General features: G+C 58.1%; 21 protein-coding genes and 1 tRNA gene. 15 read left to right on the forward strand and 7 right to left on the reverse strand.

Annotation, left to right across the window (positions count from 1 at the left end):
* On the forward strand, positions 1 to 1,092 hold a 1,092-nt coding region (locus ACR0IY_RS21580; protein WP_480677037.1), incomplete at its 5' end, for a COG4223 family protein.
* Positions 1,093 to 1,102: 10 nt separating this feature from the next.
* A complete protein-coding gene (locus tag ACR0IY_RS21585; protein ID WP_480677039.1) occupies positions 1,103 to 2,617 on the forward strand; it encodes a heme biosynthesis HemY N-terminal domain-containing protein in 1,515 nt (504 codons plus the stop codon).
* A gap of 24 nt (positions 2,618 to 2,641) precedes the next feature.
* On the opposite strand, the gene ACR0IY_RS21590 is transcribed toward ACR0IY_RS21585, so the two are convergent.
* From ACR0IY_RS21590 to ACR0IY_RS21610, 5 genes are all read right to left on the reverse strand, one after another.
* Positions 2,642 to 3,433, reverse strand: coding sequence for a citryl-CoA lyase (locus ACR0IY_RS21590; protein WP_480677040.1), 792 nt, complete (start codon positions 3,431 to 3,433; stop codon positions 2,642 to 2,644).
* On the reverse strand, positions 3,430 to 4,617 hold the full coding sequence (locus ACR0IY_RS21595) for a CaiB/BaiF CoA transferase family protein (RefSeq protein ID WP_480677042.1): 1,188 nt from the start codon (positions 4,615 to 4,617) through the stop codon (positions 3,430 to 3,432). The genes ACR0IY_RS21590 and ACR0IY_RS21595 overlap by 4 nt, the downstream gene beginning before the upstream one ends.
* Positions 4,607 to 6,118, reverse strand: a complete 1,512-nt coding sequence (locus ACR0IY_RS21600; protein WP_480677044.1) for a tripartite tricarboxylate transporter permease — start codon at positions 6,116 to 6,118, stop codon at positions 4,607 to 4,609. Before ACR0IY_RS21600 ends, ACR0IY_RS21595 begins: the two co-directional genes overlap by 11 nt.
* 1 nt (position 6,119) lies before the next feature.
* Complete coding sequence (locus ACR0IY_RS21605; protein WP_480677046.1) at positions 6,120 to 6,602, reverse strand: tripartite tricarboxylate transporter TctB family protein; 483 nt, start codon at positions 6,600 to 6,602, stop codon at positions 6,120 to 6,122.
* Between the two features lie 69 nt (positions 6,603 to 6,671).
* Positions 6,672 to 7,652, reverse strand: a complete 981-nt coding sequence (locus ACR0IY_RS21610; protein ID WP_480677048.1) for a Bug family tripartite tricarboxylate transporter substrate binding protein — start codon at positions 7,650 to 7,652, stop codon at positions 6,672 to 6,674.
* 108 nt (positions 7,653 to 7,760) lie between these two features.
* Here ACR0IY_RS21610 and ACR0IY_RS21615 point away from each other — a divergent pair, with 108 nt between their 5' ends.
* The 5 genes from ACR0IY_RS21615 (at position 7,761) to ACR0IY_RS21635 (ending at position 12,534) form a co-directional block, all read left to right on the forward strand.
* Positions 7,761 to 8,429 carry a response regulator transcription factor gene (locus ACR0IY_RS21615; RefSeq protein ID WP_480677050.1) on the forward strand — a complete coding sequence of 223 codons (669 nt, stop codon included), beginning with the start codon at positions 7,761 to 7,763 and terminating at the stop codon, positions 8,427 to 8,429.
* Positions 8,419 to 9,786 carry a sensor histidine kinase N-terminal domain-containing protein gene (locus tag ACR0IY_RS21620; protein ID WP_480677052.1) on the forward strand — a complete coding sequence of 456 codons (1,368 nt, stop codon included), beginning with the start codon at positions 8,419 to 8,421 and terminating at the stop codon, positions 9,784 to 9,786. The genes ACR0IY_RS21615 and ACR0IY_RS21620 overlap by 11 nt, the downstream gene beginning before the upstream one ends.
* Positions 9,765 to 10,766, forward strand: a complete 1,002-nt coding sequence (locus ACR0IY_RS21625; protein ID WP_480677054.1) for an ABC transporter substrate-binding protein — start codon at positions 9,765 to 9,767, stop codon at positions 10,764 to 10,766. The genes ACR0IY_RS21620 and ACR0IY_RS21625 overlap by 22 nt, the downstream gene beginning before the upstream one ends.
* Before the next feature lie 221 nt (positions 10,767 to 10,987).
* Positions 10,988 to 11,440, forward strand: a complete 453-nt coding sequence (locus ACR0IY_RS21630; RefSeq protein WP_480677056.1) for an SRPBCC family protein — start codon at positions 10,988 to 10,990, stop codon at positions 11,438 to 11,440.
* A gap of 86 nt (positions 11,441 to 11,526) precedes the next feature.
* On the forward strand, positions 11,527 to 12,534 hold the full coding sequence (locus tag ACR0IY_RS21635) for a hypothetical protein (RefSeq protein ID WP_480677058.1): 1,008 nt from the start codon (positions 11,527 to 11,529) through the stop codon (positions 12,532 to 12,534).
* Positions 12,535 to 12,693: 159 nt separating this feature from the next.
* Here ACR0IY_RS21635 and ACR0IY_RS21640 read toward each other — a convergent pair.
* Positions 12,694 to 12,780 (reverse strand) — tRNA-Leu (locus ACR0IY_RS21640).
* Between the two features lie 196 nt (positions 12,781 to 12,976).
* On the opposite strand from ACR0IY_RS21640, the gene ACR0IY_RS21645 reads away from it, so the two are divergent.
* A complete protein-coding gene (locus tag ACR0IY_RS21645) occupies positions 12,977 to 13,960 on the forward strand; it encodes a complex I NDUFA9 subunit family protein (protein WP_480677060.1) in 984 nt (327 codons plus the stop codon).
* On the opposite strand, the gene ACR0IY_RS21650 is transcribed toward ACR0IY_RS21645, so the two are convergent.
* Entirely contained in the window at positions 13,961 to 14,764 is an 804-nt protein-coding gene (locus ACR0IY_RS21650; protein WP_480677062.1) for an undecaprenyl-diphosphate phosphatase, read from the reverse strand.
* A 229-nt stretch (positions 14,765 to 14,993) separates the two neighbouring features.
* Here ACR0IY_RS21650 and ACR0IY_RS21655 point away from each other — a divergent pair, with 229 nt between their 5' ends.
* From ACR0IY_RS21655 to queG, 7 genes are all read left to right on the forward strand, one after another.
* A complete protein-coding gene (locus ACR0IY_RS21655) occupies positions 14,994 to 16,427 on the forward strand; it encodes an NAD(P)-dependent oxidoreductase (RefSeq protein ID WP_480677064.1) in 1,434 nt (477 codons plus the stop codon).
* Positions 16,428 to 16,455: 28 nt separating this feature from the next.
* A complete protein-coding gene (locus ACR0IY_RS21660; RefSeq protein WP_480677066.1) occupies positions 16,456 to 16,890 on the forward strand; it encodes a GFA family protein in 435 nt (144 codons plus the stop codon).
* Positions 16,887 to 21,419, forward strand: coding sequence for a glutamate synthase large subunit (gene gltB, locus ACR0IY_RS21665; RefSeq protein ID WP_480677068.1), 4,533 nt, complete (start codon positions 16,887 to 16,889; stop codon positions 21,417 to 21,419). The genes ACR0IY_RS21660 and gltB overlap by 4 nt, the downstream gene beginning before the upstream one ends.
* 186 nt (positions 21,420 to 21,605) lie before the next feature.
* Positions 21,606 to 22,556, forward strand: coding sequence for a Hint domain-containing protein (locus ACR0IY_RS21670; protein WP_480677070.1), 951 nt, complete (start codon positions 21,606 to 21,608; stop codon positions 22,554 to 22,556).
* Between the two features lie 39 nt (positions 22,557 to 22,595).
* Entirely contained in the window at positions 22,596 to 23,330 is a 735-nt protein-coding gene (mtgA, locus tag ACR0IY_RS21675) for a monofunctional biosynthetic peptidoglycan transglycosylase (protein ID WP_480677072.1), read from the forward strand.
* Positions 23,331 to 23,389: 59 nt separating this feature from the next.
* On the forward strand, positions 23,390 to 24,055 hold the full coding sequence (gene fzlA, locus ACR0IY_RS21680; RefSeq protein ID WP_480677074.1) for an FtsZ-binding protein FzlA: 666 nt from the start codon (positions 23,390 to 23,392) through the stop codon (positions 24,053 to 24,055).
* A 59-nt stretch (positions 24,056 to 24,114) separates the two neighbouring features.
* Positions 24,115 to 25,152 (forward strand): tRNA epoxyqueuosine(34) reductase QueG, encoded by a 1,038-nt coding sequence (queG, locus tag ACR0IY_RS21685; protein ID WP_480677076.1) that lies wholly within the window; start codon positions 24,115 to 24,117, stop codon positions 25,150 to 25,152.
* Positions 25,153 to 25,182: the final 30 nt, after the last annotated feature.

Consider the following 25,182-nt stretch of genomic DNA (forward strand, 5'->3'; position numbering starts at 1 on the left):
GAAGCCGAAGCCGAAGCCGAAGCCGAAGCCGAAGCCGAAGCCGAAGCCGAAGCCGAAGCCGAAGCCGAAGCCGAAGCCGAAGCCGAAGCCGCCTCTGACCCGGTCGAAGAAAAAGTCATCGAGCACACGGTAGAAAAGCGCGGCGGCTTTGTGCCAGCCCTGATTGGCGGCGCGATTGCTGCGGCCATCGGGTTTGCGGCGGGCAATGCCGGACTGTTCAACTCGGGCGACAACGACGCGATCGCTGCGTTGGAAACGAAGTTGAATGATCAATCCAGCCAAATTGCAGCACTGACGAAATCCCTGTCTGACGGGTCCGATGTGGACAGCAAGATCGCCGCGCTGACCGATCAGGTCAGCCCGCTCAGCGCGGATTTGGCGGCGCTGAAATCCAGCCTCGATGGATTGGCTGGCAAGGTTGATCCTCTGGCGGAGCGTCTGAGCAAGCTGGAATCCGGTGCGTTGACCCAGGGCGCGTCGTCCGAGGCGACCGCCGCCTTTGAAGCCGAACTTAAAAAGCTGCAGGATTCACTGGCCGCACAGCGGGCTGAGGTCGAGAAAATGGTGTCTGACGCGCAGGCGCTTGAGGCGCAGGCCGCCGCAAAGGCCCAAGCGGCAAGCAACGCGGCAATCCTGTCTCAGGTGCATGGGCAATTGGAGGCCGGTCAGCCTTATAGCGATCTGATCGCAGAACTGACGGCGGGTGGTGTGACCGTTCCCGAAGCCCTGTCAGCCCCAGCCGAAAAGGGTGTCGAGACTTTGGCTTCATTGCGTTCGTCCTTTGCGCCGGTAGCCCGCACAGCATTGGCGGATGCACGAGACGCTGACCAGAGCACCGGGTTGGTCGCCTTCCTGCAACGCCAGACCGGTGCGCGGTCGGTGACCCCGCAAGAAGGGGACGGCCCCGATGCCGTCCTGTCGCGGGCCGAAGCTGCGCTGGCTGACGGAGACATCGCTGGTGCGCTGACCGAACTCAAAAATCTGCCCGACGCGGCGCAGGCCGCGCTGGCCGACTGGGAACAGGCGGCTCAGACGCGGGTTGCCGCCGTGGATGCCGCAAATGCGCTGCAATCCAGCGTAAACTCGAACTGAAGGACCTGCCATGCTGTGGTCATTGTTTAAGATCCTTGTTTTTGTAGCGATTATTGGCTTGCTGGCCATGGGGGCCATGTTCCTGATGGAAACCAGCGGCGGGGTTCAGATCACCGTCGCAGGCGTGGAATATACGCTGGGGCCGTTACAATCGGTGATCGCACTGGGTGTTCTGGTGCTTGCGATTTGGGTGTTCTTCAAGCTGCTGACCCTGCTGATCGCAACGCTTCATTTCCTCAATGGGGATGAGACCGCCCTGTCGCGGTATTTCGATCGCAGCCGCGAAAAGCGTGGATATCAGGCGTTGGCGGATGGTCTGATGGCGCTGGCTTCGGGTGAAGGGCGCGTGGCCATGTCCAAGGCCACAAAGGCCGAGAAACTGTTGAACAAACCCGAACTGACCAACCTTCTGGTGGCGCAGGCTGCCGAGATGAACGGTGACACTAAGAAAGCATCCGAGACTTACAAGAAACTGGTGACGAATAACGCCACCCGCTTTGTTGGTGTGCGCGGCATCATGAAACAGAAACTGGCCGAGGGCGATGACGAAACCGCTCGCAAACTGGCCGAAAAGGCGCTGGCAATCAAACCGCGCCACGCCGAAACGCAGGACATTCTATTGGGCCTTCAGACCAAATCGCAGGACTGGGCCGGGGCGCGCTCGACCCTGACCGCCAAGCTAAAGGCCGGCCACCTGCCGCGCGACGTGTTCAAGCGTCGGGATGCGGTGCTGGCGCTGTCCGAGGCCAAGGATATTCTGGACGACAGCGCCACGGTAGAACAGCAGGAGCACGCGATCGAGGCCAACCGCCTGTCGCCCGATCTGGTGCCTGCCGCCGCGATGGCCGCGCGAGCCTATATCGAAAAAGGCAAGCCGCGCCCTGCCACCAAGATTCTGAAAAAAGCCTGGGAAGTTCAACCTCACCCCGATCTGGCCCACGCCTTTGCCGAAATCGCGCCGGATGAATCCCCGCAAGAGCGGATCAAACGGTTCACCGCCCTGACCCGCATTCACCCGGAAAACATGGAAACCCGCCTGATTCTGGCTGAACTCAACATCGTGGCCGAAGACTTCCCCGAGGCGCGCCGTGCGCTGGGCGATGTGGTCGAAAAACAGGCCGACGCGCGGGCTTATACCTTGATGGCGGCGATTGAACGGGGCGAAGGGGCCTCGGACGCGGTTGTTCAGGGGTGGCTGGCCAAGGCACTGAACGCGCCCCGCGGCCCGCAATGGGTCTGTGACAACTGCCATGACATTCAGCCCGAATGGGGCCCGGTCTGTCAGAACTGCGGCAGCTTTGACACGCTCAGCTGGCAAACTCCGAAAACGCCCGAGATTGCGACGGCGACCGGTGTGCATATGCTGCCTCTGATTGTCGGTGCGTTGGAGGACAACTCTGATGTTGAACCCGAGCCTGAGCCTGAAGTGGAAGAGGTTGAGGAACCGGAGGCTTCCGAGGTCATCGATATCGAGGTCGAACCCGTCCGGCCTGACGTTGATCCTCCGGTCGAAAAGCAGGTTTAGAGTCTTGCCCCCGCCCAGACAGGGTTAGCTCTCCGTTTCGCCTGGTGTTGAATCGCTCCTGTAGGTCCAGCGATATTTCGGGGGCGTCGGGCCTTTGTTGCGGCCGCCCTGTTGAACCTGTTCCCAGGCATGCGCAAGAATGCCTACTGACCGGGACAGGCAGAACAGGCCGCGCGCCAGCGGCGGCGCGAACCCGAGTTCTGCATAAATCACGGCCGTGGCCCCATCGATATTCATGGGCACCGGTTTGCCTTTGCGCCGTGCCAGTTCAGCCTCGATATTCTCCGCGACGGTTTTGAAGTGACCCTCACACGCCTTTTGCGCGATCGCTTCGTCTACCAAGGCCATCAAACGCGGTGCGCGGGGGTCCGTTGGTGCGTGAAACCGGTGACCAAATCCGGGCAGGATTTTTCCGTGCTCAACGATCCAGTCATCCATTGCGACGTCGATTCCGGACGGATGCGATTGGGCGAAGTGGTACAGCGTGACGGCTTGCTCGCCCGCACCACCATGGATATCGCCCAGCATATTCACAGCGCTGGCCATGGCGTTGTTCAGGGGCAATCCACAGGTGACCGCCATGCGGGCTGCCGCGATTGAGGGGGCCTGCGGCCCATGATCGACAGCGGCGACCAACGCGGCTTCGAACAAACGCAACTGTGCCGGTGATGGCCTGTCTCCGCGCACCATGAACCAGATCATCTCTGCGAAGCTGAGATTGCCGATGAGGTCCTGAATGGGTTCCCCGCGCAGATCTATTCGCCCAGGTTCCATGTCGATGATGGCAGTTGCCCACCAATCGGCCACGTCATTCATAGGACACCCTCCGCCTGCAACGCTTCAATTTCAGCACCTGACAGCCCAAGCTCTGACCAGATCGCTGCGTTGTCCGCACCAAGCGCGGGTGGAGCGGTTTGCGGCATCCTGCGCGCGCCATCCATCACGACCGGGCTTCCGGCCAGCTTCATCTCTTCGCCTTGAACAGACAGGGATCCGACGAGACCGCGGCCTGCGAGTTGCGAATCCGACAGGGCTTCGGGCACCGTCAGCACCTGCCCGGTCGGAACACCCAGCGCGTTTAATTCTCGGACCCAATCATCGGCAGAACGTTGGCGCAGCGCCGCTTCCAGTTCACTGCGAAGGGCGTGGCGGTTCGTTTTGCGATCCTCGCGGGTTGCGTAGTCAGGGTTGGTCAGCAAGTCCTCTCGCCCAAGGTGCCCTGCGAGGGCCTGCCACTGCTCGTCGCGGTTTGCGGCGATGTTGATCGGGTTGTCTGCGGTCGCGAATGTGCCGGACGGCGCCGAGGTCATGTTTTCGTTGCCATGCGCGCCGGGGGTGACGCCGCCAACCAGATAGTTCGACACCACCCAGCCCATCGTCGAAATCACCGCCTCGGACATAGAGACGTCTAAAAACGCGCCACGTGGCTTGGCGTTCAGAGCTGCGCTGATGGCGAACGCTGCCGTCAGGCCTCCGACGGTATCGGCCAGCGGATAGCCAACACGGTAGGGGGCCGTATCAGCCGCACCCGTGATCGACATCACACCGCTGAGACCTTGCACGATCTGGTCATAGGCCGGGTCTTTTCGGCGCGGCCCGTCCTGACCAAAGCCGCTGATGGCGCAGTAGATCAAGAGGGGATTCTCGGCGCGCAAGACCTCATACCCCAGCCCCAAACGGTCCATGACTCCCGGTCGAAAGTTCTCAACCAGTACATCCGCGGTCTTCACCAGCCGCTTCAACAGCGCTTTGCCTTTTGCGGATTTCATATCCAGCGTGACGGATTTCTTGTCGGCATTTTGCGCCAGAAAGCTGATGCCCATGCCCGCCTTGTTCCTATCCGGGTCCGCGCCCAGAACACGGGCAAGGTCGCCACCCTCGGGGCGCTCAACCTTGATCACTTCGGCCCCCATCAGCGCCAGCTGATAACAGCAATACGGACCTGCCAGAACATTCGTCAGGTCCAGAACCCTTATGCCAGCCAGGGGCTCAGTCGCCATCGGCAACCCCGGCCGCCCGCGCCCGCGCCCGGCGTGCGCGATAGCTGGGCAGCAGCACCAGCAACGCAGCGATCACCAGCAGGCCCAGCGTCATGGGGCGTTCCCAGATAAAGGCGATCCCGTCATAGAGCTGCATGGACCGTGCGAAGTTGTCCTCCATCATACCGCCGAGGATGAAACCGATCAGCAGTGGGGCCAGCGGGTAGTCGGCAAATTTCAGGGCCGTGGCACAGACGCCGAAGCCAACAAGGATCAGCAATTCAGTCGTATTGTTCTGCCCGATATAGGCCCCCATCAGGGTGAAGAACAAAATGAAAGGGATCAAATAGTTGCGCGGAACGGCCAGAACTTTGGCGATGTAGGGGATCAGCGGCAGGTTCAGGATAAGCAGAACCAGATTGCCGATGAACATTGACATGATGACCGCCCAGAATATCTGCGGCTCATCTATCATCAACCGGGGTCCAGGTGTTACGTTCAGGGCGATCAGAGCCCCCAGTAGGATCGCCGTTGTGCCCGATCCGGGAATACCCAGTGTCAGCAGCGGAACAAAGGATCCTGTGCAGGCCGCGTTGTTGGCTGTTTCAGGCGCAGCCAGACCTTTGATCGAGCCTTTGCCGAATTCTTCCTGTTCTTCTTTCGGGGCGATATTGCGTTCAACCGCGTAGCCAAGGAAGCTGGCGATCGTTGCGCCAGCGCCGGGCAGGACACCGATAAAGAACCCCTGCACCGATTGACGCCCGACCACCGGAGCGATGGCTTTGGCTTCGGCTTTGGTGATGCGCAGGTCTTTGATTTCGCCGTCATCCCCTTTCAGGTCCTTTGGCTTGAGGACCAGAAACAGGGCTTCGGGCAGGGCGAACATGGCCATGGCCAGCGTGATGAACCCAAAACCCGATTGCAGGTCCATGATCCCCATTGTGAAACGCGGCAAGTTGAACAGCGCGCCTTCACCCACGGTTGCCATGATCAATCCCAAAACCGTCATGATGACCGCTTTGGCGACCTGTCCGCTGCCCGCGAAGGCCGCAATGGCCGACAGGCCCACGACCATCAGCGCGAAATATTCGGCCGAATGGAACAACAGCGCGACCGAGGACAAAGCAGGCGCAAACACCATAAGAAGGATGGCACCCATCGTGCCGCCGGCAAAGCTGGCAATCGCGGCAACGGTCAGCGCCTTGCCCGCCTTGCCCTGACGCGCCATCGGATAGCCGTCAAAGCTGGAGGCCACTGTACCCGCGACCCCCGGCGCGTTCAGCAGGATGGAGGAGGTCGAACCGCCAAAAATTGCCCCGTAATAGACCCCGGCTAGCAGGATCAATGCGGCCGACGGGTCACCCATGGAAATGGCGACCGGGATCATGATCGCAATGATTGACATCGGCCCAAGGCCTGGCAGCATGCCGATGAACGTGCCGATCAGACAGCCCGCGACGACCATCAGAAGATTTTGAATAGAGAATGCCGTTTGCAGGCCGATCAGAAGTCCTTCAAGCATGTCAGCCTCCGAAAATGCCCGGCAAGGGGCGCATGTAGATGCCCAGAACTTCCTGAACCAGATACCAGACAAAACCAGTGGCGATGAACGCGACGGGCAGCATGATGTGCCACCTGCGCTCGCCCAGAATGAAAGATCCGAGGATCAGGAAAGCCGAGGTTGAAATCAGGAAACCGACAGGGCGCAGGCACAGGGCGTAGATGACCATCAGGGCCAGCAGCATCAGCGCCTGATCCAGGTGGTATTCACCCAACCTCCGATAATCGATATCGGCCTCTTTGGGCTCGGATTTTTCAAAGCCCAGAAGGATGATTGTTGTTGTGACGATGCCCAGAATGGACAGCACTTTCGGGAAAGTGCTTGGCCAGATGGGGTTGCGTTGCATGAAAGGGGGAAGGCTACTGTCCATCGTAAACCAGGCGGCGTAGCCATACATCAAACACACACCCAGCAGAACAAGCGCGATCCAGCGATCCAGCGCCATGATACCCCCTCCTTTTTTGTGATCGTTGGGGATGGCAGAGCGGTTCACCGCTCTGCCAAAGGTTTACCTTTAGAGGAAGCCCAGCTTTTTCATCAGATCGCCGATCTGCTGTTCCTGCTGTTCCAGGAATGACTGGAAATCATCACCCGAGTTGTGGATGTTTACCCAACCGTTGCGGGCACGCACCTCTTCCCATTCCGGGGTGTCGTACATCTTGGCGATGGCGTCCTGATAGGCGGCCAGCTTGTCTTCGGGCAGGCCGGGGGCTGCGAAGAACCCGCGCCAGTTCACAAAGGACGTATCAATGCCCTGTTCCTTCATGGTCATCGCATCCGGTGCGGCATCCACACGTTCGTCGGCAGTGACACCGATGATCTTGACCTCGCCCGCATTCGCCAGATCGACCGCTTCCGAGAACCCGGTCGACAGCGCGGCGATCTCACCCGACAACAGGGCTGCCATGGCTTTACCACCTGCATCATAGGGGATGTATTTCACCGCCAGCGCGTCCTTGCCAGCGGCTTCCATCACCATGGCGGCAACCAGATGGTCCATGCCGCCTGGGACCGAGCCGCCGCCAATCGCCGTCCCTGCGGGATCTGCGTCAAAGGCGACCAACAGGTCCTCCATCGAGTTGATTGGGCTGTCCTTGCCCACAACAATGGCGGCATAGTCACCGATGGTGCCTGAAACCAGCGTCAGGTCGCGGAAGTTGTGCGGGAAAACACCGGTCAGCGACCGGATCACGATGGGGGTCGAATTTACCATCAGCGTGCCGTGGTTGCTGTCGGCGTTTTCAATCAGAAAACCGATGGCCTTGCCGCCACCGCCACCCGACATGTTTTCGTAGGATGCGGTGCCCACAAGACCGGCGTTGGTCAGCGCCTCGCCCGTACCGCGGGCAGTGCCGTCCCAACCGCCGCCAGCACCGCCGGGGATCAGAAAGTGGATGCTATCGACCACCTGATCTTCGGCCAGTGCCGGCCCCGTCAGACCAATGGCAGCCACAGCTGCGATCAGGGCGCGCCGGCCCAAATTGAATGTCGTCATGATTTCCTCCCGTTTGACAACAGGCCGCATGGCGGCTCAGATTAGAGGCAACAAAACCACATCAACCTGACATCAACCTGTCACGCGCAAAAATACTGTCTGAGCCTGATGAAATTTCTCCTTGTCGAAGACAATCTGGACCTCGCGAATGCGATCAGTTCCCGTATGCGGTTGGATGGCCATGTCATTGATCACGCAGCGAATATCGAAGATGCAACCGCCTTTGTCGAAACCGATGAATATGACTTGATCCTTTTGGACATCATGCTGCCAGACGGGGATGGTCGCGACTTTCTGAAACGGCACCGGGCGGGTCGGCTGGACACGCCTGTGATCGTTCTGACCGCGCGCAGTCAGGTGTCGGACCGAATCGGTTCGCTCGACCTTGGGGCCGATGATTACGTAACCAAACCCTTCGACCATGCCGAGCTTGAGGCCCGTTGTCGCGCGGTGCTACGTCGAAAATCCGGGGCCGCAAAGACAACAATCGAGATCGGCGGGGTGGTGTTTGATCCGGTGGCCGGTCATTTGACGGTAGGCGGAGCAGTAGTGTCCCTAAGAAACCGGGAATTGCGCATGATGGAGCTGTTCATCAACGCGCCAGGTCATGTGTTCTCGAAACAGAAACTGGCTGACAGGCTGTTTTCCTATGACGACAACGTCTCGGATAACGCGATCGAGGTTTATGTCGGCCGCTTGCGCAAGCACCTTGAGGCGTCAGATCTGAAAATCACCACGCTGCGCGGTCTGGGCTACAGGTTGGATCATGACGACTAGCCCGACGGTTTCAGGATCTTTGCGCAACAGGCTGGTGCTGACACTGATCGGCGGTGCGGCCATTCTTGCGATCCTTCTGTTTTTTGCCGTTCGCAACTATGCGGCCAAAGTGGCTCAGCAGGGTCAGGATAACCTGCTTGAGGCTTCGGTGACGTCCATCCTCGACGCGGCGGCACTGCGGGATGGGGTGCTTGAGGTCGATATTCCCTATGCCGCGTTTTCAATGCTCAGCACACCGTCGGACGACCGGGTGTTTTATGCGATTTTTCAGGACGGAGAGTTCCTATCCGGTTACGAAGATCTGCATCTTGCAGGTGGTCCGGCAGAAGGGAACTGGGTTTTCAGATCTGGCGAGGTGCGCGGTGAGCGTGTCCGACAGGTCAGCGCCAGTCGCACCCTTGTCGGGCTGGGACGGCAAACCGAGATCGAGGTTGCACTTGGTCAGACCCAGGATGCGCTTGCGGAAACGATGGATCAGATTTCACGCAACGCCGCCCTATTGGGGTTGGGGTTCTTTCTGCTGACGACCGCGCTTTCGTTCTGGGTCACGTCGTCGACTATCGGGCAGCTGAAAAAACTGACAAATTCGGTTACGCGCCGGGGGCCGCAAGATCTCAGCCCGTTCAAAAAGCCGGTGCCACGCGAAATGGCACCTTTGGTGTCCTCGCTGAATTCGCTGATGGGGCGTTTGGATCAGTCACTCAGCCAGTCCGAGGATTTTATTGCCGAGGCTGCGCACCGGGTGCGCACACCGTTGGCAACAGTCAGGTCCTATGCCGAGGCGACGTTGCACCGGGTCGAGCGGAAAGACAACCGCGAGGCATTGCGTGCGATGGTGCGTGCGATCGATGAAAGCTCGCGCGCGGCTGGGCAGTTGCTGGATCATGCAATGATTACTTTCCGCGCGGACCATCTGGAACGCGAGGATATCGACCTTGTCACGTTGACCCGTGAGCTTGTGCAGCGATTGACCCCCATTGCCGAAATGAAAGAGCTGTCGCTGTCCCTGACCGGTGACCCGTCTGTGCCCTATTCCGGCGACCCGATCCTGCTGCAGAATGCGGTGCGCAACATGGTCGACAATGCGCTGAAATACGCACCGTCCGACAGCACGGTCGAGATTGATGTTTCTGCAAACCCAAATGCCCGGATCACAGTCACAGATTCGGGGCCGGGTTTTCCGCCCGATGAGATCGACATGCTGACCCGCCGTTTTGAACGCGGACAGAATGCGGCCGGGACGATTGGCTCGGGTCTGGGCCTGACCATCGCACAGGACGTGGCGACGGCCCATGGCGGTACGCTTGTCCTGAAAAACCAGCCAGAGGGCGGCGCATGCGTTTCTTTGTCTTTGTAATTCTAATTCTGATCCCCCATCTAGGGTCGGGGGAAGAGTGGGAAGACCGTCTGATTTTCAATGACGGTGCTCAAGGCGCGCATCTCCGCGTCATCTCCAGCACCGATACAATTCTGTTCGCACCGATCATTGATGAATTTGTTGCCGGAAATCCTTCGATAAGTATCGAATATCTGGTGTCCGGTACGGCCGATATCGACAAGCGCGTTCGCGCCACTCCCGCTGCTTTTGACGTCATTATCTCCAGCGCCATGGATTTGCAGCTGAAGCTTGCAAATGATGGCTATGCGCTGCCCATAGACGATATGCCTGTCCCGCCATGGGCGCAGTGGCACCACAGTCTTTTTGCTTTCACGTCCGAGCCGGCAACCATTGTTATCAACCGCACGGCGTTTGAGGGGCAGCCGGTACCAAATACCCGCCAGGGCCTGATCGAAGCGCTGCGAGAACGGCCCGAAGAATTTCACGGCAAGGTTGGAACCTATGACGTGCGCCAATCAGGGCTGGGCTATCTGTTTGCGACGCAGGATGCGCGTGCCTCGGAAACCTATTGGCGCCTGATGGAGGTTATGGGGGGGTTGGATGTCAGGCTTTACTGCTGTTCCGGTGAAATGATCTCGGACCTGGCCGATGGAACGATATTGGTCGCCTATAATGTGCTGGGCAGTTATGCAGCCGTCCGTACCGAGGGTAAAGACGCGCTTGAGGTTATTCTGCCCTCGGACTTTCAGACAACGATGATGCGCACGGCGATGGTCTCAGAAGCAACCGAGGCCGCCGAGGCCGCGGAACGTTTTGTCCGATTTCTGATCACCGGAGAATCTGCAGCCAACAGACAGCCGCCACTGCCACTTTTGTCGTCCGCTGGGACGTCAAACGAGCAGGAAACGATTGGGTTAAATCCGGCCTTGTTGACATTTTTGGATGATCTGAAACGAAAAAAATTCATTTCCGCATGGGAAAACGCTGTAATTCAATAGGGTTCACCTCGGCCCCTTAAGCTCTGATGATGTGAAAGCCGCCGTGAAAACGAATGCGGTCCGCGTTTCAAGAGTGGCCAGCCGCTGAAAGGCTGATACGTTGAAAGCAGAACTGGTTGTACGAAAGGCCGGATTTGTTTTGCCTGCTGCACTTATGTCCAAACGGACGATGGAAACGGCGGTTTTGGTAAATCTAAGGTTGTCGAACAAAGGAAACACGCATGGAACTCAGTGACGAAATCCGTATCACGGCCCCACGGGACGTGGTTTATCGGGCTCTGAACAACCCCGATGTCCTGCGGGAATGTATTCCGGGATGCGAAGAACTGATCCAGAATTCGCCCGAAGAACTTGAGGCGAAAGTTGTCCTGAAGATCGGACCGGTCAAAGCGAAGTTCGCCGGAGAGGTCACTCTGGACACGTCAAATGCACCTGCCGGGTTTTCCCTGTCCGGCGAAGGTAAAGGCGGAGCGGCAGGATTTGCCAAGGGTGGGGCCGAGGTCACCCTAGCTGAAAACGGCGACGAGACGGTTCTGACCTACACTGCCAAGGTTGATGTCGGCGGCAAGATTGCACAGTTGGGTAGCCGTCTGATTGCCGGAACGGCCAAAAAGCTGTCGGCCAAGTTCTTCACGCGTTTTGGTGAGATCGTTTCAGAGCAATCGGTGTCGTAACCACAGATTCGCCGGTCATGATGTTCACCCTGACCGTTGATCGCTGATCAATTCAGTTGACGCCGGTCCCGATCGGAGCAATCACCATGGCAACCCCATCGCAGGAGGTCAGAGTGCAGAACCGGGCACAGTTGGAGAAACTGGAAAGCTGGCTGGCGGTCAATCCCACGGATTTGCCTGCGATCCGGCGTCTTACGTTGCTTTTGGAATCGACCAAAGCTCCGGTCGCACCATCCGGTGCTTTCGGAAAAGCCCAGGCGCGGATCGGAAAATCCCTGCAGCCCGATTGGCAACAGTCATTTCTGGACTCTGCGCGCAGCATTGCGGCCTATGAGAATTGGTTGAATGTCCTGAAATCCGCAGGGATCAGGCAGGCCGTGCCCATCGGGCAAATATTTTCCGGTCGGGTCATGACGATTCAGGGGCAGCATCCGTATTGCGGGGAAAAGCTTGAATTTTTTAAGAAAACCAGCGTTATACCGGGCCTATGTCATGATTGCTATAAGGTTCAGATTTTGCCGGAAAACCTTGAGGCGATGTTTCAAACTTATTTCTTGCTGCTCAATCTCGATCTGCCTGGCGACAATGCCAGAAAATGCATGATCGAGCTGCGCGATGGTATCAAGTATCCCTACAAAGCCTACATCTTTTGCGAGAGCATTGCCGAAGTGAAAGCCAGTCTGGCGGCATTTCAGGATTTGCAGGCGAATTTTGGAATAACCGGGGTGCAGTCCAAGATCTCTCACGGCTGCTCGGAATACGGGCAGGAATATCCCGAGTTCAAATACTCCGAGACGGAAGATCAGAACCGATTCAAGGCTCCGGAGAAATGGCAGGGCATCGAGGGTGAACACTTTGGGCGCCTGAAGCTGCCGCCGCTACAGACTGGTACCAACACAAAACAACTGATCAGCCTGCGGGATGTGTTCGGGTTCCGTACATGGGTCAAATACGCCGCGTTGATCGGAGACGAAACAAGTCGGAAATTTCAGGCTGATAAAGGCCCGGATTTGCCCGCGCTGTTTGTGAACAGGGTGAAAGGGCAGGCTGACATCAGGCGGCGTGAGATGTTGGAACTGGCCGCGCAGGCGTGAAGGGCCGGGGGGATGCGGGCGCCGTCACTTGTTTCACCAGAGTTTTGAAGCTGTTGTCAGGTGGTCCAGTCCAATGACGACAGGCCTAGTCGCCCCACTTCGTTCGTGTGTAGCGAAGTTAACCGCAACCCGTTGAAGTAACTGTTTTAGCGGAAGAAATGGTGCCCAGGAGAGGACTCGAACCTCCACGTCCATACGGACACTAGCACCTGAAGCTAGCGCGTCTACCAATTCCGCCACCTGGGCAGGTGTCGTGGTGGGGCGTTTAAGCCTACTGGCGGGGGGCGTCAACCGGATTCGGAAAGATTTTTGAAAGTTTTTTGACTCCAGCCTAAAAGCACCCGCATCGTACGGTTTTCCCCGGCGCGCGGCGTTATTGCGCCTTGTTTGCCGGGGCGTTGGCGGGTAGATCGAAGCAGGACCCATCAACAGGAGCCCACTCATGTCCAAAATGGTCACGATTTATGGCGGATCTGGATTTGTCGGCCGATATATTGCGCGGCGCTTGGCAAACGAAGGGTGGCGCGTGCGGGTCGCGGTGCGACGCCCGAATGAGGCCATGTTCGTCAAGCCTTACGGCGTTGTCGGTCAGGTGGAGCCCATCCTGTGCAACATTCGGGATGATGCCTCGGTCGCGGCGGCGATGCAGGGCGCGGATGCGGTGGTGAACTGCGTGGGTGTCCTCAACGAACTGGGCAAGAATGCGTTCGATACCGTGCAGGCCGAAGGGGCAGAGCGGATCGCCCGCCACGCGGCGGCGCAGGGCATTGCTCGGATGGTACATATCTCGGCCATTGGTGCGGATGCGGAGTCCAACAGTGATTATTCCCGCACCAAGGCGCATGGTGAGGCTGGCGTGCTGACTCATATGCCGGACGCGGTAATTTTGCGCCCGTCGGTCATTTTCGGGACCGAGGACCAGTTCTTTAACCGTTTTGCCGGGATGACCCGGATGGGACCGTTCCTGCCTCTGGTCGGGGCCGAGACAAAGTTCCAGCCAGTTTATGTGGATGACGTCGCCAAGGCAGCTGTTCAAGGCGTTCTGGGTCATGCCGAGGCGGGTGTTTATGAGTTGGGCGGACCCGAGGTGAAGACCTTCCGCGCGCTGATGCAGCAGATGCTTGAGGTGATCCACCGTCGCCGGGTCATTCTCGGGGTGCCCTTCTTTGCGGCCAGGATCATGGCCGGTGTGCTGGATATCGCAAAATTCGTCAGCTTCCAGTTGTTTCCGAACCACATACTAACCCGCGATCAGTTGAAGAACCTGCGGCGCGACAACGTGGTGTCCGAAGGGGCCAAAGGCTTCGGTGACCTGGGGATCGAGCCCGCCACGCTGGAATCCGTCCTGCCGGATTACCTGTGGAAGTTTCGCCCTGCTGGTCAGTACGACGACATCCAGAATTCGGCGGACAATCTGCGCACCTGATCAGCTGTAGGCAATGATCAGCAGGATCGCACCCAGAACCACGCGATAGATGACATAGGGTGTGAAGCTGACGCTGCGCAGAAGGCGCATCATGAAGGTCAGCGCCAGAAGGGCCGCGAAGAACGCAAACAGCGCTGCAATAGCGCCGTCTCTGGCCAATTGCGCGTCAGCCTCGCGAATGACGTCGGCGGACAGCAAAGCACCAGAGGCGATGATTGTCGGGATCGACATCAGCATCGCAATCCGCGCACCGTCTTCGCGGCTATAACCCAGTTGTCGCGCGCCGGTGATCGTGATGCCCGAGCGCGAGGTGCCGGGGATCAGCGCCAGAACCTGCCACAATCCCATGATGAATGCATCGCGCAGGCCCCATTCCTTGGCTATTTTGGTTTGTGGTCCTTTCTGGTCCATCCAGTAAAGCAGCAAGCCGAACCCCAGCATCGTCCAGCCGATAACCGCTATTGATCGCAAGGATTGGTTGAGGCCGGATTTAAACAGAATGGCACCGACGATAACCGTTGGAATCGTTGCAACGATCAGACTCATCGCCAGTCGTGCTTGCGGAGTGTCGATGCGGCCCGTCATCGCGCGTGGCAAGCCGGCAGCAGCCTGTTTCACGTCGGCCCAGAAATACAGAACCACCGCACCCAGCGATCCGACATGAACAGCAACGTCGATGGCCAGGCCTTGATCATCCAACCCGGTCAGGCTGGGCAGCAGGATCAGGTGGCCTGACGACGAGATCGGCAAAAACTCGGTAATGCCTTGAATAATTGCTGCGAGAATCAGCTGAAAAAGATTCATTTTACTGCCCGTGCTGCCGTCACGTGTTGTTTGCCACAATGGGTATAAGGGTGAAGTGAAAAAAGAAAGCGCACATATAGGTCCGAATCGGAACTAAAATAATGAAATATTCCCTTGGAATTGGCGATCTGGATTAAATTTTTTCAATTTAGGTCAGTATAATTGACTTTTAATCCGATATCGTATCCCTTAAAGAAGCCCGACCTAGCCAATTCATGGAGTCCGACCCGTGGCCAAGCAACCGATGCTGAAATTTGTGCAGATCGACCGAGTCATGCCTGAAAAGCGTGCCGCCGAGGACCGCAAGGAAGACTTTGACGAAATCTATGCAGAATTTGCTGCCGCCAAGGCCAAAGAACAGGCCAGCCGCTGCAGTCAGTGCGGTGTGCCCTATTGCCAGTCTCACTGCCCACTGCACAACAACATCCCCGATTGGCTGCGCCTGACAGCAACAGGTCGTTTGGAAGAGGCTTACGAGACCAGCCAGGCCACAAACACTTTCCCCGAAATCTGTGGTCGTATCTGTCCACAGGATCGCTTGTGCGAAGGCAATTGCGTGATCGAACAATCGGGCCACGGCACCGTTACAATCGGGACGATTGAGAAATACATAACTGACACCGCCTGGGATCAGGGCTGGGTCAAACCCGCCGCCCCCGCAGCTGAGCGCAGCGAAAGCGTTGGCATCATCGGCGGTGGACCCGGAGGTCTGGCAGCCGCAGATATGCTGCGCCGTGCGGGTATTCAGGTGACGGTATATGACCGTTATGACCGTGCAGGTGGTCTACTGATGTACGGAATCCCCGGCTTCAAGCTGGAAAAAGACATTGTGCAACGCCGCAACGATCTGCTGGCAGACGGCGGGGTTGACTTTGTCCTGAACTGTGACGTCCACGCCGATAAATTCGCTGAAATTCGCACCAAGCATGATGCAGTGATCATCGCGACCGGCGTTTACAAGTCTCGCGATCTGACGATGCCCGGCAGTGGGTTGAACGGCATTGAAAAAGCCATCGACTTTCTGACCGCATCGAACCGCAAAAGTTTTGGCGACGAGGTCGCCGATTTCGACAACGGACGACTGAACGCCAAGGGCAAAAAAGTAGTAGTCATTGGTGGTGGTGACACTGCGATGGATTGCGTTCGAACCTCGGTGCGCCAGGGCGCGACTTCGGTCAAGTGCCTTTACCGCCGTGACCGTGCCAACATGCCGGGGTCGCAGCGGGAAACGCAGAACGCCGAAGAAGAGGGCGTGATCTTTGAATGGCTAAGCGCGCCCAAAGGGTTCACCGGTGATGACTCCGTGTCCGGTGTGATGGTGCAGAAGATGCGTCTGGGACAGCCCGACGCCTCGGGCCGCCAGGCCCCCGAGGTGATCGAAGGCGCGGACTATGTGGAAGAGGCCGATCTAGTCATCAAGGCGCTGGGTTTTGAACCCGAAGATCTGCCCACCCTATTTGGTCAACCAGATCTGCCCGTAACCCGCTGGGGCACTGTCAAGGCGGCTTTCCAGACCGGTGAGACCGAAATGGATGGTGTCTATGCCATCGGGGATATCGTGCGCGGTGCCTCGCTGGTGGTGTGGGCGATCCGTGACGGGCGCGATTGCGCCGATGCGATCATCGACCGGTTCAACACCAAAGCCGCCATCGCGGCCGAATAACCCTACAGCCCAGCGACAGGAGGGTCGAATGCCCGAATTGCAAGGCCAATGCATGTGCGGCGCGGTCAAAGTCACCGCTACTCCGGTGCGCAAAGCGCTGGGCGCGTGCCATTGTGATCAATGCCGCCGCTGGACCAGTTCGATGCTGGTGACCTTTCAGGCCGAGGAAGGCTATGCCGCCTTGGGCCCGGTCAAAGTATTCACCTCGTCCGACTGGGCTGAACGCGCCTTTTGCGCCGAATGCGGATCGGCCCTTTGGTACCGGGTCACCGCACCGGGCGAGTTGCATGGTCACACAGAAATGGCAGCGGGCCTGTTCGAAGACACAGGCCACGAACTGCAACTGGAACTATTTATCGACAAAAAGCCCGACGGGTACGCGTTCGCAGGAGAACGCAAGCAGATGACTAAGGCGCAAGTCGAAGCCATGTTTGCCCCCTCGGAAGAAGGAGACAGCCAATGACAAAATACGATTCCGATTGGGTGCGGGCCGAGGAAGCGAAACGCAAATGGATGGCGGAAAACGGTCTCTATTCCGAGGAAGACGAGCATTCTTCTTGCGGTGTGGGTCTTGTGGTTTCTGTCGATGGCAAGAAAAGCCGTAAGGTTGTCGATGCCGGGATCGATGCGCTCAAGGCGATCTGGCATCGTGGGGCCGTGGATGCGGACGGAAAAACCGGTGACGGCGCGGGTATCCACGTACAGATCCCGGTGTCCTTTTTCTATGACCAGATCCGCCGGACCGGCCACGAACCTAATTTGAACCAGCTGATTGCGGTTGGCCAAGTGTTTCTGCCCCGCACCGATTTTGGCGCGCAGGAACAGTGCCGGACCATCGTGGAAACCGAGGTTCTGCGGATGGGTTATTACATCTACGGCTGGCGTCACGTGCCGGTTGATGTCAGCTGTCTGGGCGAAAAAGCCAACGCGACACGCCCCGAGATCGAGCAGATTTTGATCTCGAATTCCAAAGGTGTGGACGAAGAAACCTTTGAACGCGAGCTGTATGTTATCCGCCGCCGTATCGAGAAGGCGGCGCTGGCCGCAGGAATCTCCGGCCTGTATCTGGCGTCGCTCAGCTGCCGTTCGATCATCTACAAGGGTATGATGCTGGCTGAACAGGTGGCGGTGTTCTACCCCGATCTGATGGACGAACGGTTCGAATCCGCCTTTGCCATCTATCACCAGCGATATTCTACCAACACATTTCCGCAGTGGTGGCTGGCGCAACCGTTCCGCATGCTGGCGCATAACGGCGAGATCAACACGCTGAAAGGCAACGTCAACTGGATGAAAAGCCATGAGATCCGCATGGCCTCTGGGACATTCGGAGATCACGCTGAGGACATTAAGCCGATCATTGCCGGTGGATCGTCGGATTCGGCCGCATTAGACTCTGTTTTCGAGGTTCTGGTGCGTGCCGGCCGTTCGGCCCCGATGGCGAAAACCATGATGGTGCCGGAAAGCTGGTCCAAGCAGGCGGTGGAACTGCCGCAGGCCTGGCGTGATATGTATTCCTACTGCAACTCTGTGATGGAGCCATGGGATGGCCCTGCCGCGCTGGCCATGACCGATGGCCGCTGGGTTTGTGCTGGTCTGGATCGCAACGGTCTGCGCCCGATGCGTTATGTCGTCACCGGCGACGGGCTGGTGATTGCGGGTTCTGAGGCTGGGATGGTGCCGATTGACGAGGCCAGCGTGACTGAAAAGGGTGCGCTTGGTCCCGGCCAGATGCTCGCGGTTGATATGAAGAAGGGCAAGCTGTTCCGCGACACGCAGATCAAGGACAAGCTGGCCGCCGCGCTGCCTTTTGGCGATTGGGTCGGCAAAATCAATGATCTCGATAACGCGTTGGCCGAAGCAACCGAAGCTCCGATCTTCTCGGGCGAAGAACTACGCAAACGTCAGATTGCGGCGGGCTATTCCGTTGAGGACCTTGAACAAATTCTGGCCCCGATGGCCGAGGATGGCAAAGAGGCGCTGGCCTCGATGGGGGATGACACACCTTCGGCGGTTCTGTCGAAACAGTATCGCCCGCTCAGCCATTTCTTCCGTCAGAACTTTAGTCAGGTGACCAACCCACCAATCGACAGTTTGCGCGAATACCGGGTGATGTCGCTGAAAACCCGGTTCGGCAACCTGAAAAACGTTCTGGACGAGGACAGCAGCCAGACCGAGATCATCGTGCTGGAAAGCCCCTTTGTCGGTAACGCACAATGGGACGAGCTGGTCGAGAATTTCCATACTCCGCTGGCAGAAATCGATTGCAGTTTCGAGCCCGGTCAGGGCGCGCTCAGCGCCGCTTTGGCCCGTGTTAGAGCCGAAGCCGAAGAAGCTGTGCGCTCGGGGGCTGGGCATCTGGTACTGTCCGACATGAACTCGGGCCAGGGGCGCGTTGGGATGCCGATGATCCTGGCCACCAGTGCGGTGCATTCGCATCTGACCCGTCAGGGCCTGCGTACATTCTGCTCGCTGAATGTCCGGTCGGCGGAATGTATGGACCCGCATTATTTTGCCGTACTGATTGGCTGCGGCGCGACCGTTGTGAACGCTTATCTGGCCGAGGATTCACTGGCTGATCGCATTGATCGCGGTTTGCTGGACGGCACTCTGACCGAGAATGTCGCGCGCTATCGCGAAGCCATCGACCAGGGTCTGTTGAAGATTATGGCCAAGATGGGCATTTCGGTGATTTCCTCTTATCGCGGCGGCCTGAACTTTGAAGCTGTTGGTCTCAGCCGTGCCATGGTGGCCGAATACTTCCCCGGCATGACCAGCCGGATTTCTGGCATCGGCGTCACCGGCATTCAGACCAAGCTTGAGGAAATTCATGCCAAGGGCTGGGATAGCGGTCTGGATGTGCTGCCCATCGGGGGTTTCTACAAAGCGCGGAAATCAGGTGAGACTCACGCGTGGGAAGCGACCTCGATGCATATGATGCAGATGGCTTGTAACCGCGCCTCCTATGAGCTGTGGAAGCAGTATTCGGCCAAAATGCAGTCGAACCCGCCGATCCATCTGCGCGACCTGATGGATTTCAAACCGCTGGGCAAACCAGTACCGATTGAAGAGGTGGAATCGATCACCTCGATCCGCAAGCGGTTTGTGACCCCGGGCATGTCGTTGGGCGCGTTGAGCCCCGAAGCCCACAAGACGCTGAACGTGGCGATGAACCGAATCGGCGCGAAGTCCGACTCGGGCGAAGGCGGCGAAGATCCGGCGCATTTCGTGCCAGAGCCCAATGGTGACAACCCGTCGGCCAAGATCAAACAGGTGGCCTCGGGCCGGTTTGGCGTGACTGCGGAATACCTGAACCAGTGTGAAGAGTTAGAGATCAAGGTCGCTCAGGGTGCGAAACCCGGTGAGGGTGGTCAGCTGCCCGGCATGAAGGTCACAGACCTGATCGCGCGACTGCGGCATTCGACTAAGGGCGTGACCCTGATCTCGCCGCCGCCGCACCACGACATCTACTCGATCGAGGATCTGGCTCAGCTGATCTATGACCTGAAGCAGATCAACCCGCGCTGCAAGGTGACGGTTAAGTTGGTGGCGTCGTCCGGAGTTGGCACGATTGCGGCAGGTGTGGCCAAGGCAAAAGCCGATATTATCCTTATTTCGGGTCACAATGGCGGCACAGGGGCGTCCCCCGCGACCAGCATCAAATATGCCGGTCTGCCGTGGGAAATGGGCCTGACCGAGGCGCATCAGGTTCTGGCAATGAACAACTTGCGTAGCCGCGTTACCCTAAGGACCGATGGTGGCCTGCGCACCGGGCGTGACATTGTCATGGCTGCGATGATGGGGGCCGAGGAATACGGCATCGGCACCGCCGCCCTGATCGCAATGGGCTGTATCATGGTACGCCAGTGTCAATCGAACACCTGCCCGGTTGGCGTCTGTACGCAAGACGAAGATCTGCGCGCCAAATTCACCGGTAACGCAGACAAAGTGGTGAACCTGATCACCTTCTATGCGCAGGAAGTGCGTGAGCTGCTGGCAAGCCTCGGCGCGCGCTCGATCGACGAGATCATTGGACGGGCCGATCTGCTGGCGCAGGTCAGCCGCGGCTCGGCTCATCTGGACGATCTCGACCTCAATCCGCTGCTGATCACCGTCGATGGCGCGCATGACATCGTCTATGACCGCGACAAGGATCGCAACGCGGTGCCGGATACGCTGGACGCGGAAATCGTGCGCGATGCGGCGCGGTTCCTGAAGGATGGTGAAAAGATGCAGCTGTCTTACGCGATCCAGAACACGCACCGGACAGTCGGAACCCGTGTCTCCAGCCATATCGTGCAGAATTTCGGGATGCGGAACACGTTCCAGTCCGACCACCTGCACGTCAAGTTGCAAGGATCGGCCGGTCAGTCGCTGGGGGCGTTTGCGGCCCCGGGTCTGAAGCTGGAAGTGTCTGGCGATGCCAACGATTATGTCGGTAAAGGTCTGTCGGGCGGAACTATCGTTGTGCGTCCGCCGCAGGTCAGCCCGCTGAAGGCGGATGACAACACAATCATCGGCAATACCGTTCTTTATGGCGCGACCGATGGCCATCTGTTCGCAGCAGGCCGCGCGGGTGAGCGTTTTGGGGTGCGGAACTCGGGTGCCACTGTGGTGATCGAGGGCTGTGGCTCGAACGGGTGCGAATACATGACTGGCGGTGTCGCTGTGATTTTGGGCGATATCGGTGCCAACTTTGGTGCGGGTATGACTGGTGGCATGGCCTACCTGTATGACCCCGAAGGTAAGGCCGAGGCACTGATGAACATGGAAACGCTGGTCACCTGTCCGGTGACGGTTGACCACTGGGAGGATCAGTTGAAAACCCTGATTGAAACCCACCAGGCCGAAACCTACAGCCGCAAGGCCGCTGACATCTTGCAGCATTGGGATGTGGAAAAAGCCAATTTCCTACAAGTCTGCCCGAAAGAGATGCTGAACAAGCTCAGCCATCCTCTGACCAGTGAAGTGACCGCTGTTCCGGCGGAATAAAATTCGGTCATCGTTCTGTATAGGAAACCCGCGTGTCGTAAGAACCACGCGGGTTTCATCTATTTTTCGGCAATTCTTGTGAATTTATTGCGTTTTTGCGCGGAACGCGCCTAGCTATGGCCATAGTTTCTTCGGGATTTGCAGCCAAACTGCAACCCAGTCATACGAGTAGGCAGGAGCAGGCGCATGCCAACGACCTATACGGACCAGTTCTTTGTATTGGATCCGGCCAACCCCGGAGCTAACGGTACCACGCCCGGCACGGCTCTGACGGTCCAGAAATTCGACATCATCGATCAGAACGACAATAACCTCATCAACAGACTGGACGGGGATTCGGTTGATGGGTCCGATATTACGGCTTCTTACTTCAACGACATGGTCACGATTCAGCTGTCTGACGGAAGTACGGTTACCTATACTGGCGTGACTTTCTATCTGGCCGATGGGCGTGAGGTGTTTACGCCTACGGACGGACAGGTTCTGCAAAACGGAACATTTGTCAGCTCGTCCGTCACCGATTTCAGCGACTCGGGTGGGTCGTTTGGATCTGTCGACATCATCAATGATGATCTTGGTCCGCCCTGCTTCACGCCAGGAACCCTGATCGATACGCCGGAGGGTCAACGCCTTATCGAAGATCTGCGCGTGGGTGATCAGGTCAATACTGCCGATCATGGCGCACAGCCAGTTCTGTGGATTGGCCGAACCACAGTGAAGGCGCAGGGTAAGCAGGCCCCCATCCGGTTCGAGGCCGGAGTGCTGGGGCTGGACCGTCCGCTGACAGTGTCGCCACAGCATCGGATGTTGGTTACGGATTGGCGTGCACCCTATCTGTTCGGGCAATCCGAGGTACTGATCGCAGCGCATTGCCTTGTTAACGGAAACACCGTGACCCGCATCGAGGGCGATGAGGTCGAGTATATCCACCTTTTGTTTTCGCGGCATGAAATCATCATGGCCAACGGGGCAAAAAGCGAAAGCTATTATCCCGGCCATGCGGTAACACAAGCGGATCACGACACCCAAGCTGAGGTGCTGCGCCTGTTCCCCGAGCTGCGTTCCCGCAACCCTGTTTTGCCCAAGACAGCACGCCCGGTCGTTCGCCCGCGCGAGGCGCGCGCTTTGGCGATATAAACCGTTCCCAACCTCAGCGCCGCGTCGTATAGCAACAGCATGGCAAAAAAAGCAGCGCGCAAGTCGAGCAGTAAGAAAAGCAAAGCGTCAAAGGCAAAGACACAAACTCTGTCGCGGATTCGCCGATGGCTGATCCGGGGGGCACTGGGCATTGTGGTCTTTGTTGTGGGTTTGGTGGCGTTTTATTCCGTGGTGAACCCGCCCGTTACCCATACGATCTGGTCCGAATGGCGCCGATTGGGCAAGGTCGAGCGGGATTGGGTGCCGATCGAGGAAATCTCGCCCGTCATGGCACGCTCAGTCGTGGCGGCAGAGGACGCGAATTTCTGCCTGCACTGGGGTTTTGACGTCGAGGCCATCCGTGACGCGTTGGAAGATGGTGGGTCACGCGGGGCGTCAACCATCACGCAGCAGGTGGTGAAGAACGTGTTCCTGTGGCAAGGGCGCAGCTGGGTACGCAAGGCGCTGGAAACCTCGATCACGCCGGTTGTGGAAATATTCTGGAGCAAACAGCGTATTCTCGAAGTCTATCTGAACGTGGCCGAAACCGGCCAAGGTGTGTTTGGTGTTGAGGCTGCGGCGCAACGCAATTTCAATGTGAGCGCAGCGCAGCTGAGCCCGGTTCAGGCGGCCCGGATCGCGGCGATCCTGCCAGCCCCACGCGATCGATCTGTCAAAGACCCCTCGGTTTGGACCCGCAGGCGTGCGGCGTCGATCCGGGACGGGGCGGCCACCATCCGCGCAGATGGTCGCGCGAATTGTTTCGAGGATTGAAACTCATTGCCCCTCAAGGCTAAAGCTGAGGGGTATTAATCTGGTTCGATTGGAAATCCATGGCGCGTCTGTTTCACGTTCCCCTGTCCCCGTATTGCCGCAAGGTCCGTCTGTCACTGGCGGAAAAAAAGATTGAGGTTGAGCTGGTCGAGGAAAAATACTGGGAGAAAGACCCGGATTTTCTGCGCCGCAACCCAGCGGGCAAAGTGCCTGTGCTGCGTCTGGATGGGCAGGTCATGTCGGAAAGCGCAGCCATCTGCGAATACATCGAAGAGACCCGCCCCGAACCTGCTTTGATGCCGAAAACACCTGAAGCGCGCTACGAAGTGCGGCGTCTGGTAGGCTGGTTTGATGACAAGTTCCATCATGAGGTCACGTCGAAACTGTTGTATGAGCGGGTGAACAAGAAGGTGACAGGTGAAGGCTATCCTGACAGCAAGAACGTCAAGGAAGGTGCACGGGCGATCAAGTATCACCTGGACTATATGACCTGGCTGCTGGATCACCGCCGTTGGCTGGCGGGCGATCAGATGACGCTGGCCGATTTTGCCGCAGCGGCGCATCTGTCGGCTCTGGATTACATCTCGGACGTGGACTGGAACCGGTCACAGGTGGTCAAGGATTGGTACGCCAAAATCAAATCCCGCCCGGCGTTCCGGTCAATTTTAGCAGATCAAGTGCCAGGGTTTCGGCCTCCGCCGCATTACGCCGATCTGGATTTCTGATAGGGTCATGGTGTAGGGGCTGACTGCCTCTTCTGAGCCCTGAGGATATTTGCAGCCAGATGAACAACGCATCGGATTTGAAGGAACGGCTGGTCGCCCAAGCCTTGTCCGAGGGTTTTGTCTCGTGTCGGATATGTCGCCCTTGGGATGTGCCGCAGGTACCGGAACGGCTGCAGGCTTTTCTGGATGCGGGATATCATGGGCAAATGGGCTGGATGACCGAACGCACCCACTGGCGCGGCGACCCGGCGGCGCTGTGGCCCGAAGCAAAATCGGTGATCATGCTGGCCGAGAGCTATACGCCCGAGCATGATCCAACCGAAGTGCTGGCGCACCCCGATCGTGGGGCGATTTCGGTCTATGCGCAAAACAAGGACTATCATGATCTGGTGAAGAAACGGCTCAAGCGACTGGCGCGCTGGCTGATTGCTGAATCGGGTGGCGAGGTGAAGGTGTTTGTCGATACTGCGCCCGTCCCGGAGAAAGCTCTGGGCTATGCCGCAGGGCTCGGTTGGCAAGGCAAGCACACCAATCTGCTGAGTCGAGATTGGGGAAATTGGGCTTTCATAGGGTCTGTTTTTACAACCTTGGACCTACCCGCAGACCCGGCGGAGGACGATCATTGCGGGAACTGCAGGGCCTGTTTGGACTCTTGCCCGACGGACGCGTTTCCCGCGCCGTATCAATTGGACGCACGGCGGTGCATTTCCTATCTGACCATCGAACACAGAGGCCCGATTGACGAAGAATTGCGCCGTAAGCTGGGTAATCGGATTTATGGCTGTGATGATTGTCTGGCGGCCTGCCCCTGGAACAAGTTCGCAGTTGAGGCGAGCGATGTCCGCTATGCCGCACGCGACGATCTGAAAGCGCCGCCACTGGCCGAGTTGGCGGTATTGGATGATGCAAAGTTTCGGGAAAAGTTCTCCGGTTCACCCATCAAACGGATCGGGCGTGATCGGTTTGTGCGCAATGTTCTTTATGCCATCGGAAATTCAGGTTTGCCCCATTTGCGACCAGTTGCAGAGGGTTTGACCGATGATTCCGATCCAACGGTGGCTAATGCTGCGCGCTGGGCGGTGAAACAGCTGGCATGAGTGCCGCAAACAGGCTGGACGTGTCGCTCC

The organism is Ruegeria sp. BC1 (assembly GCF_056539305.1).

Excerpts from the sequence above, each read along its gene's own strand:
- ACR0IY_RS21585 (WP_480677039.1), top strand. The coding sequence starts at position 1,103 with ATGCTGTGGTCATTGTTTAAGATCCTTGTTTTTGTAGCGATTATTGGC.
- ACR0IY_RS21590 (WP_480677040.1), bottom strand. The coding sequence starts at position 3,433 with ATGAATGACGTGGCCGATTGGTGGGCAACTGCCATCATCGACATGGAA.
- ACR0IY_RS21595 (WP_480677042.1), bottom strand. The coding sequence starts at position 4,617 with ATGGCGACTGAGCCCCTGGCTGGCATAAGGGTTCTGGACCTGACGAAT.
- ACR0IY_RS21600 (WP_480677044.1), bottom strand. The coding sequence starts at position 6,118 with ATGCTTGAAGGACTTCTGATCGGCCTGCAAACGGCATTCTCTATTCAA.
- ACR0IY_RS21605 (WP_480677046.1), bottom strand. The coding sequence starts at position 6,602 with ATGGCGCTGGATCGCTGGATCGCGCTTGTTCTGCTGGGTGTGTGTTTG.
- ACR0IY_RS21610 (WP_480677048.1), bottom strand. The coding sequence starts at position 7,652 with ATGACGACATTCAATTTGGGCCGGCGCGCCCTGATCGCAGCTGTGGCT.
- ACR0IY_RS21615 (WP_480677050.1), top strand. The coding sequence starts at position 7,761 with ATGAAATTTCTCCTTGTCGAAGACAATCTGGACCTCGCGAATGCGATC.
- ACR0IY_RS21620 (WP_480677052.1), top strand. The coding sequence starts at position 8,419 with ATGACGACTAGCCCGACGGTTTCAGGATCTTTGCGCAACAGGCTGGTG.
- ACR0IY_RS21625 (WP_480677054.1), top strand. The coding sequence starts at position 9,765 with ATGCGTTTCTTTGTCTTTGTAATTCTAATTCTGATCCCCCATCTAGGG.
- ACR0IY_RS21630 (WP_480677056.1), top strand. The coding sequence starts at position 10,988 with ATGGAACTCAGTGACGAAATCCGTATCACGGCCCCACGGGACGTGGTT.
- ACR0IY_RS21635 (WP_480677058.1), top strand. The coding sequence starts at position 11,527 with ATGGCAACCCCATCGCAGGAGGTCAGAGTGCAGAACCGGGCACAGTTG.
- ACR0IY_RS21645 (WP_480677060.1), top strand. The coding sequence starts at position 12,977 with ATGTCCAAAATGGTCACGATTTATGGCGGATCTGGATTTGTCGGCCGA.
- ACR0IY_RS21650 (WP_480677062.1), bottom strand. The coding sequence starts at position 14,764 with ATGAATCTTTTTCAGCTGATTCTCGCAGCAATTATTCAAGGCATTACC.
- ACR0IY_RS21660 (WP_480677066.1), top strand. The coding sequence starts at position 16,456 with ATGCCCGAATTGCAAGGCCAATGCATGTGCGGCGCGGTCAAAGTCACC.
- gltB (WP_480677068.1), top strand. The coding sequence starts at position 16,887 with ATGACAAAATACGATTCCGATTGGGTGCGGGCCGAGGAAGCGAAACGC.
- ACR0IY_RS21670 (WP_480677070.1), top strand. The coding sequence starts at position 21,606 with ATGCCAACGACCTATACGGACCAGTTCTTTGTATTGGATCCGGCCAAC.
- mtgA (WP_480677072.1), top strand. The coding sequence starts at position 22,596 with ATGGCAAAAAAAGCAGCGCGCAAGTCGAGCAGTAAGAAAAGCAAAGCG.
- fzlA (WP_480677074.1), top strand. The coding sequence starts at position 23,390 with ATGGCGCGTCTGTTTCACGTTCCCCTGTCCCCGTATTGCCGCAAGGTC.
- queG (WP_480677076.1), top strand. The coding sequence starts at position 24,115 with ATGAACAACGCATCGGATTTGAAGGAACGGCTGGTCGCCCAAGCCTTG.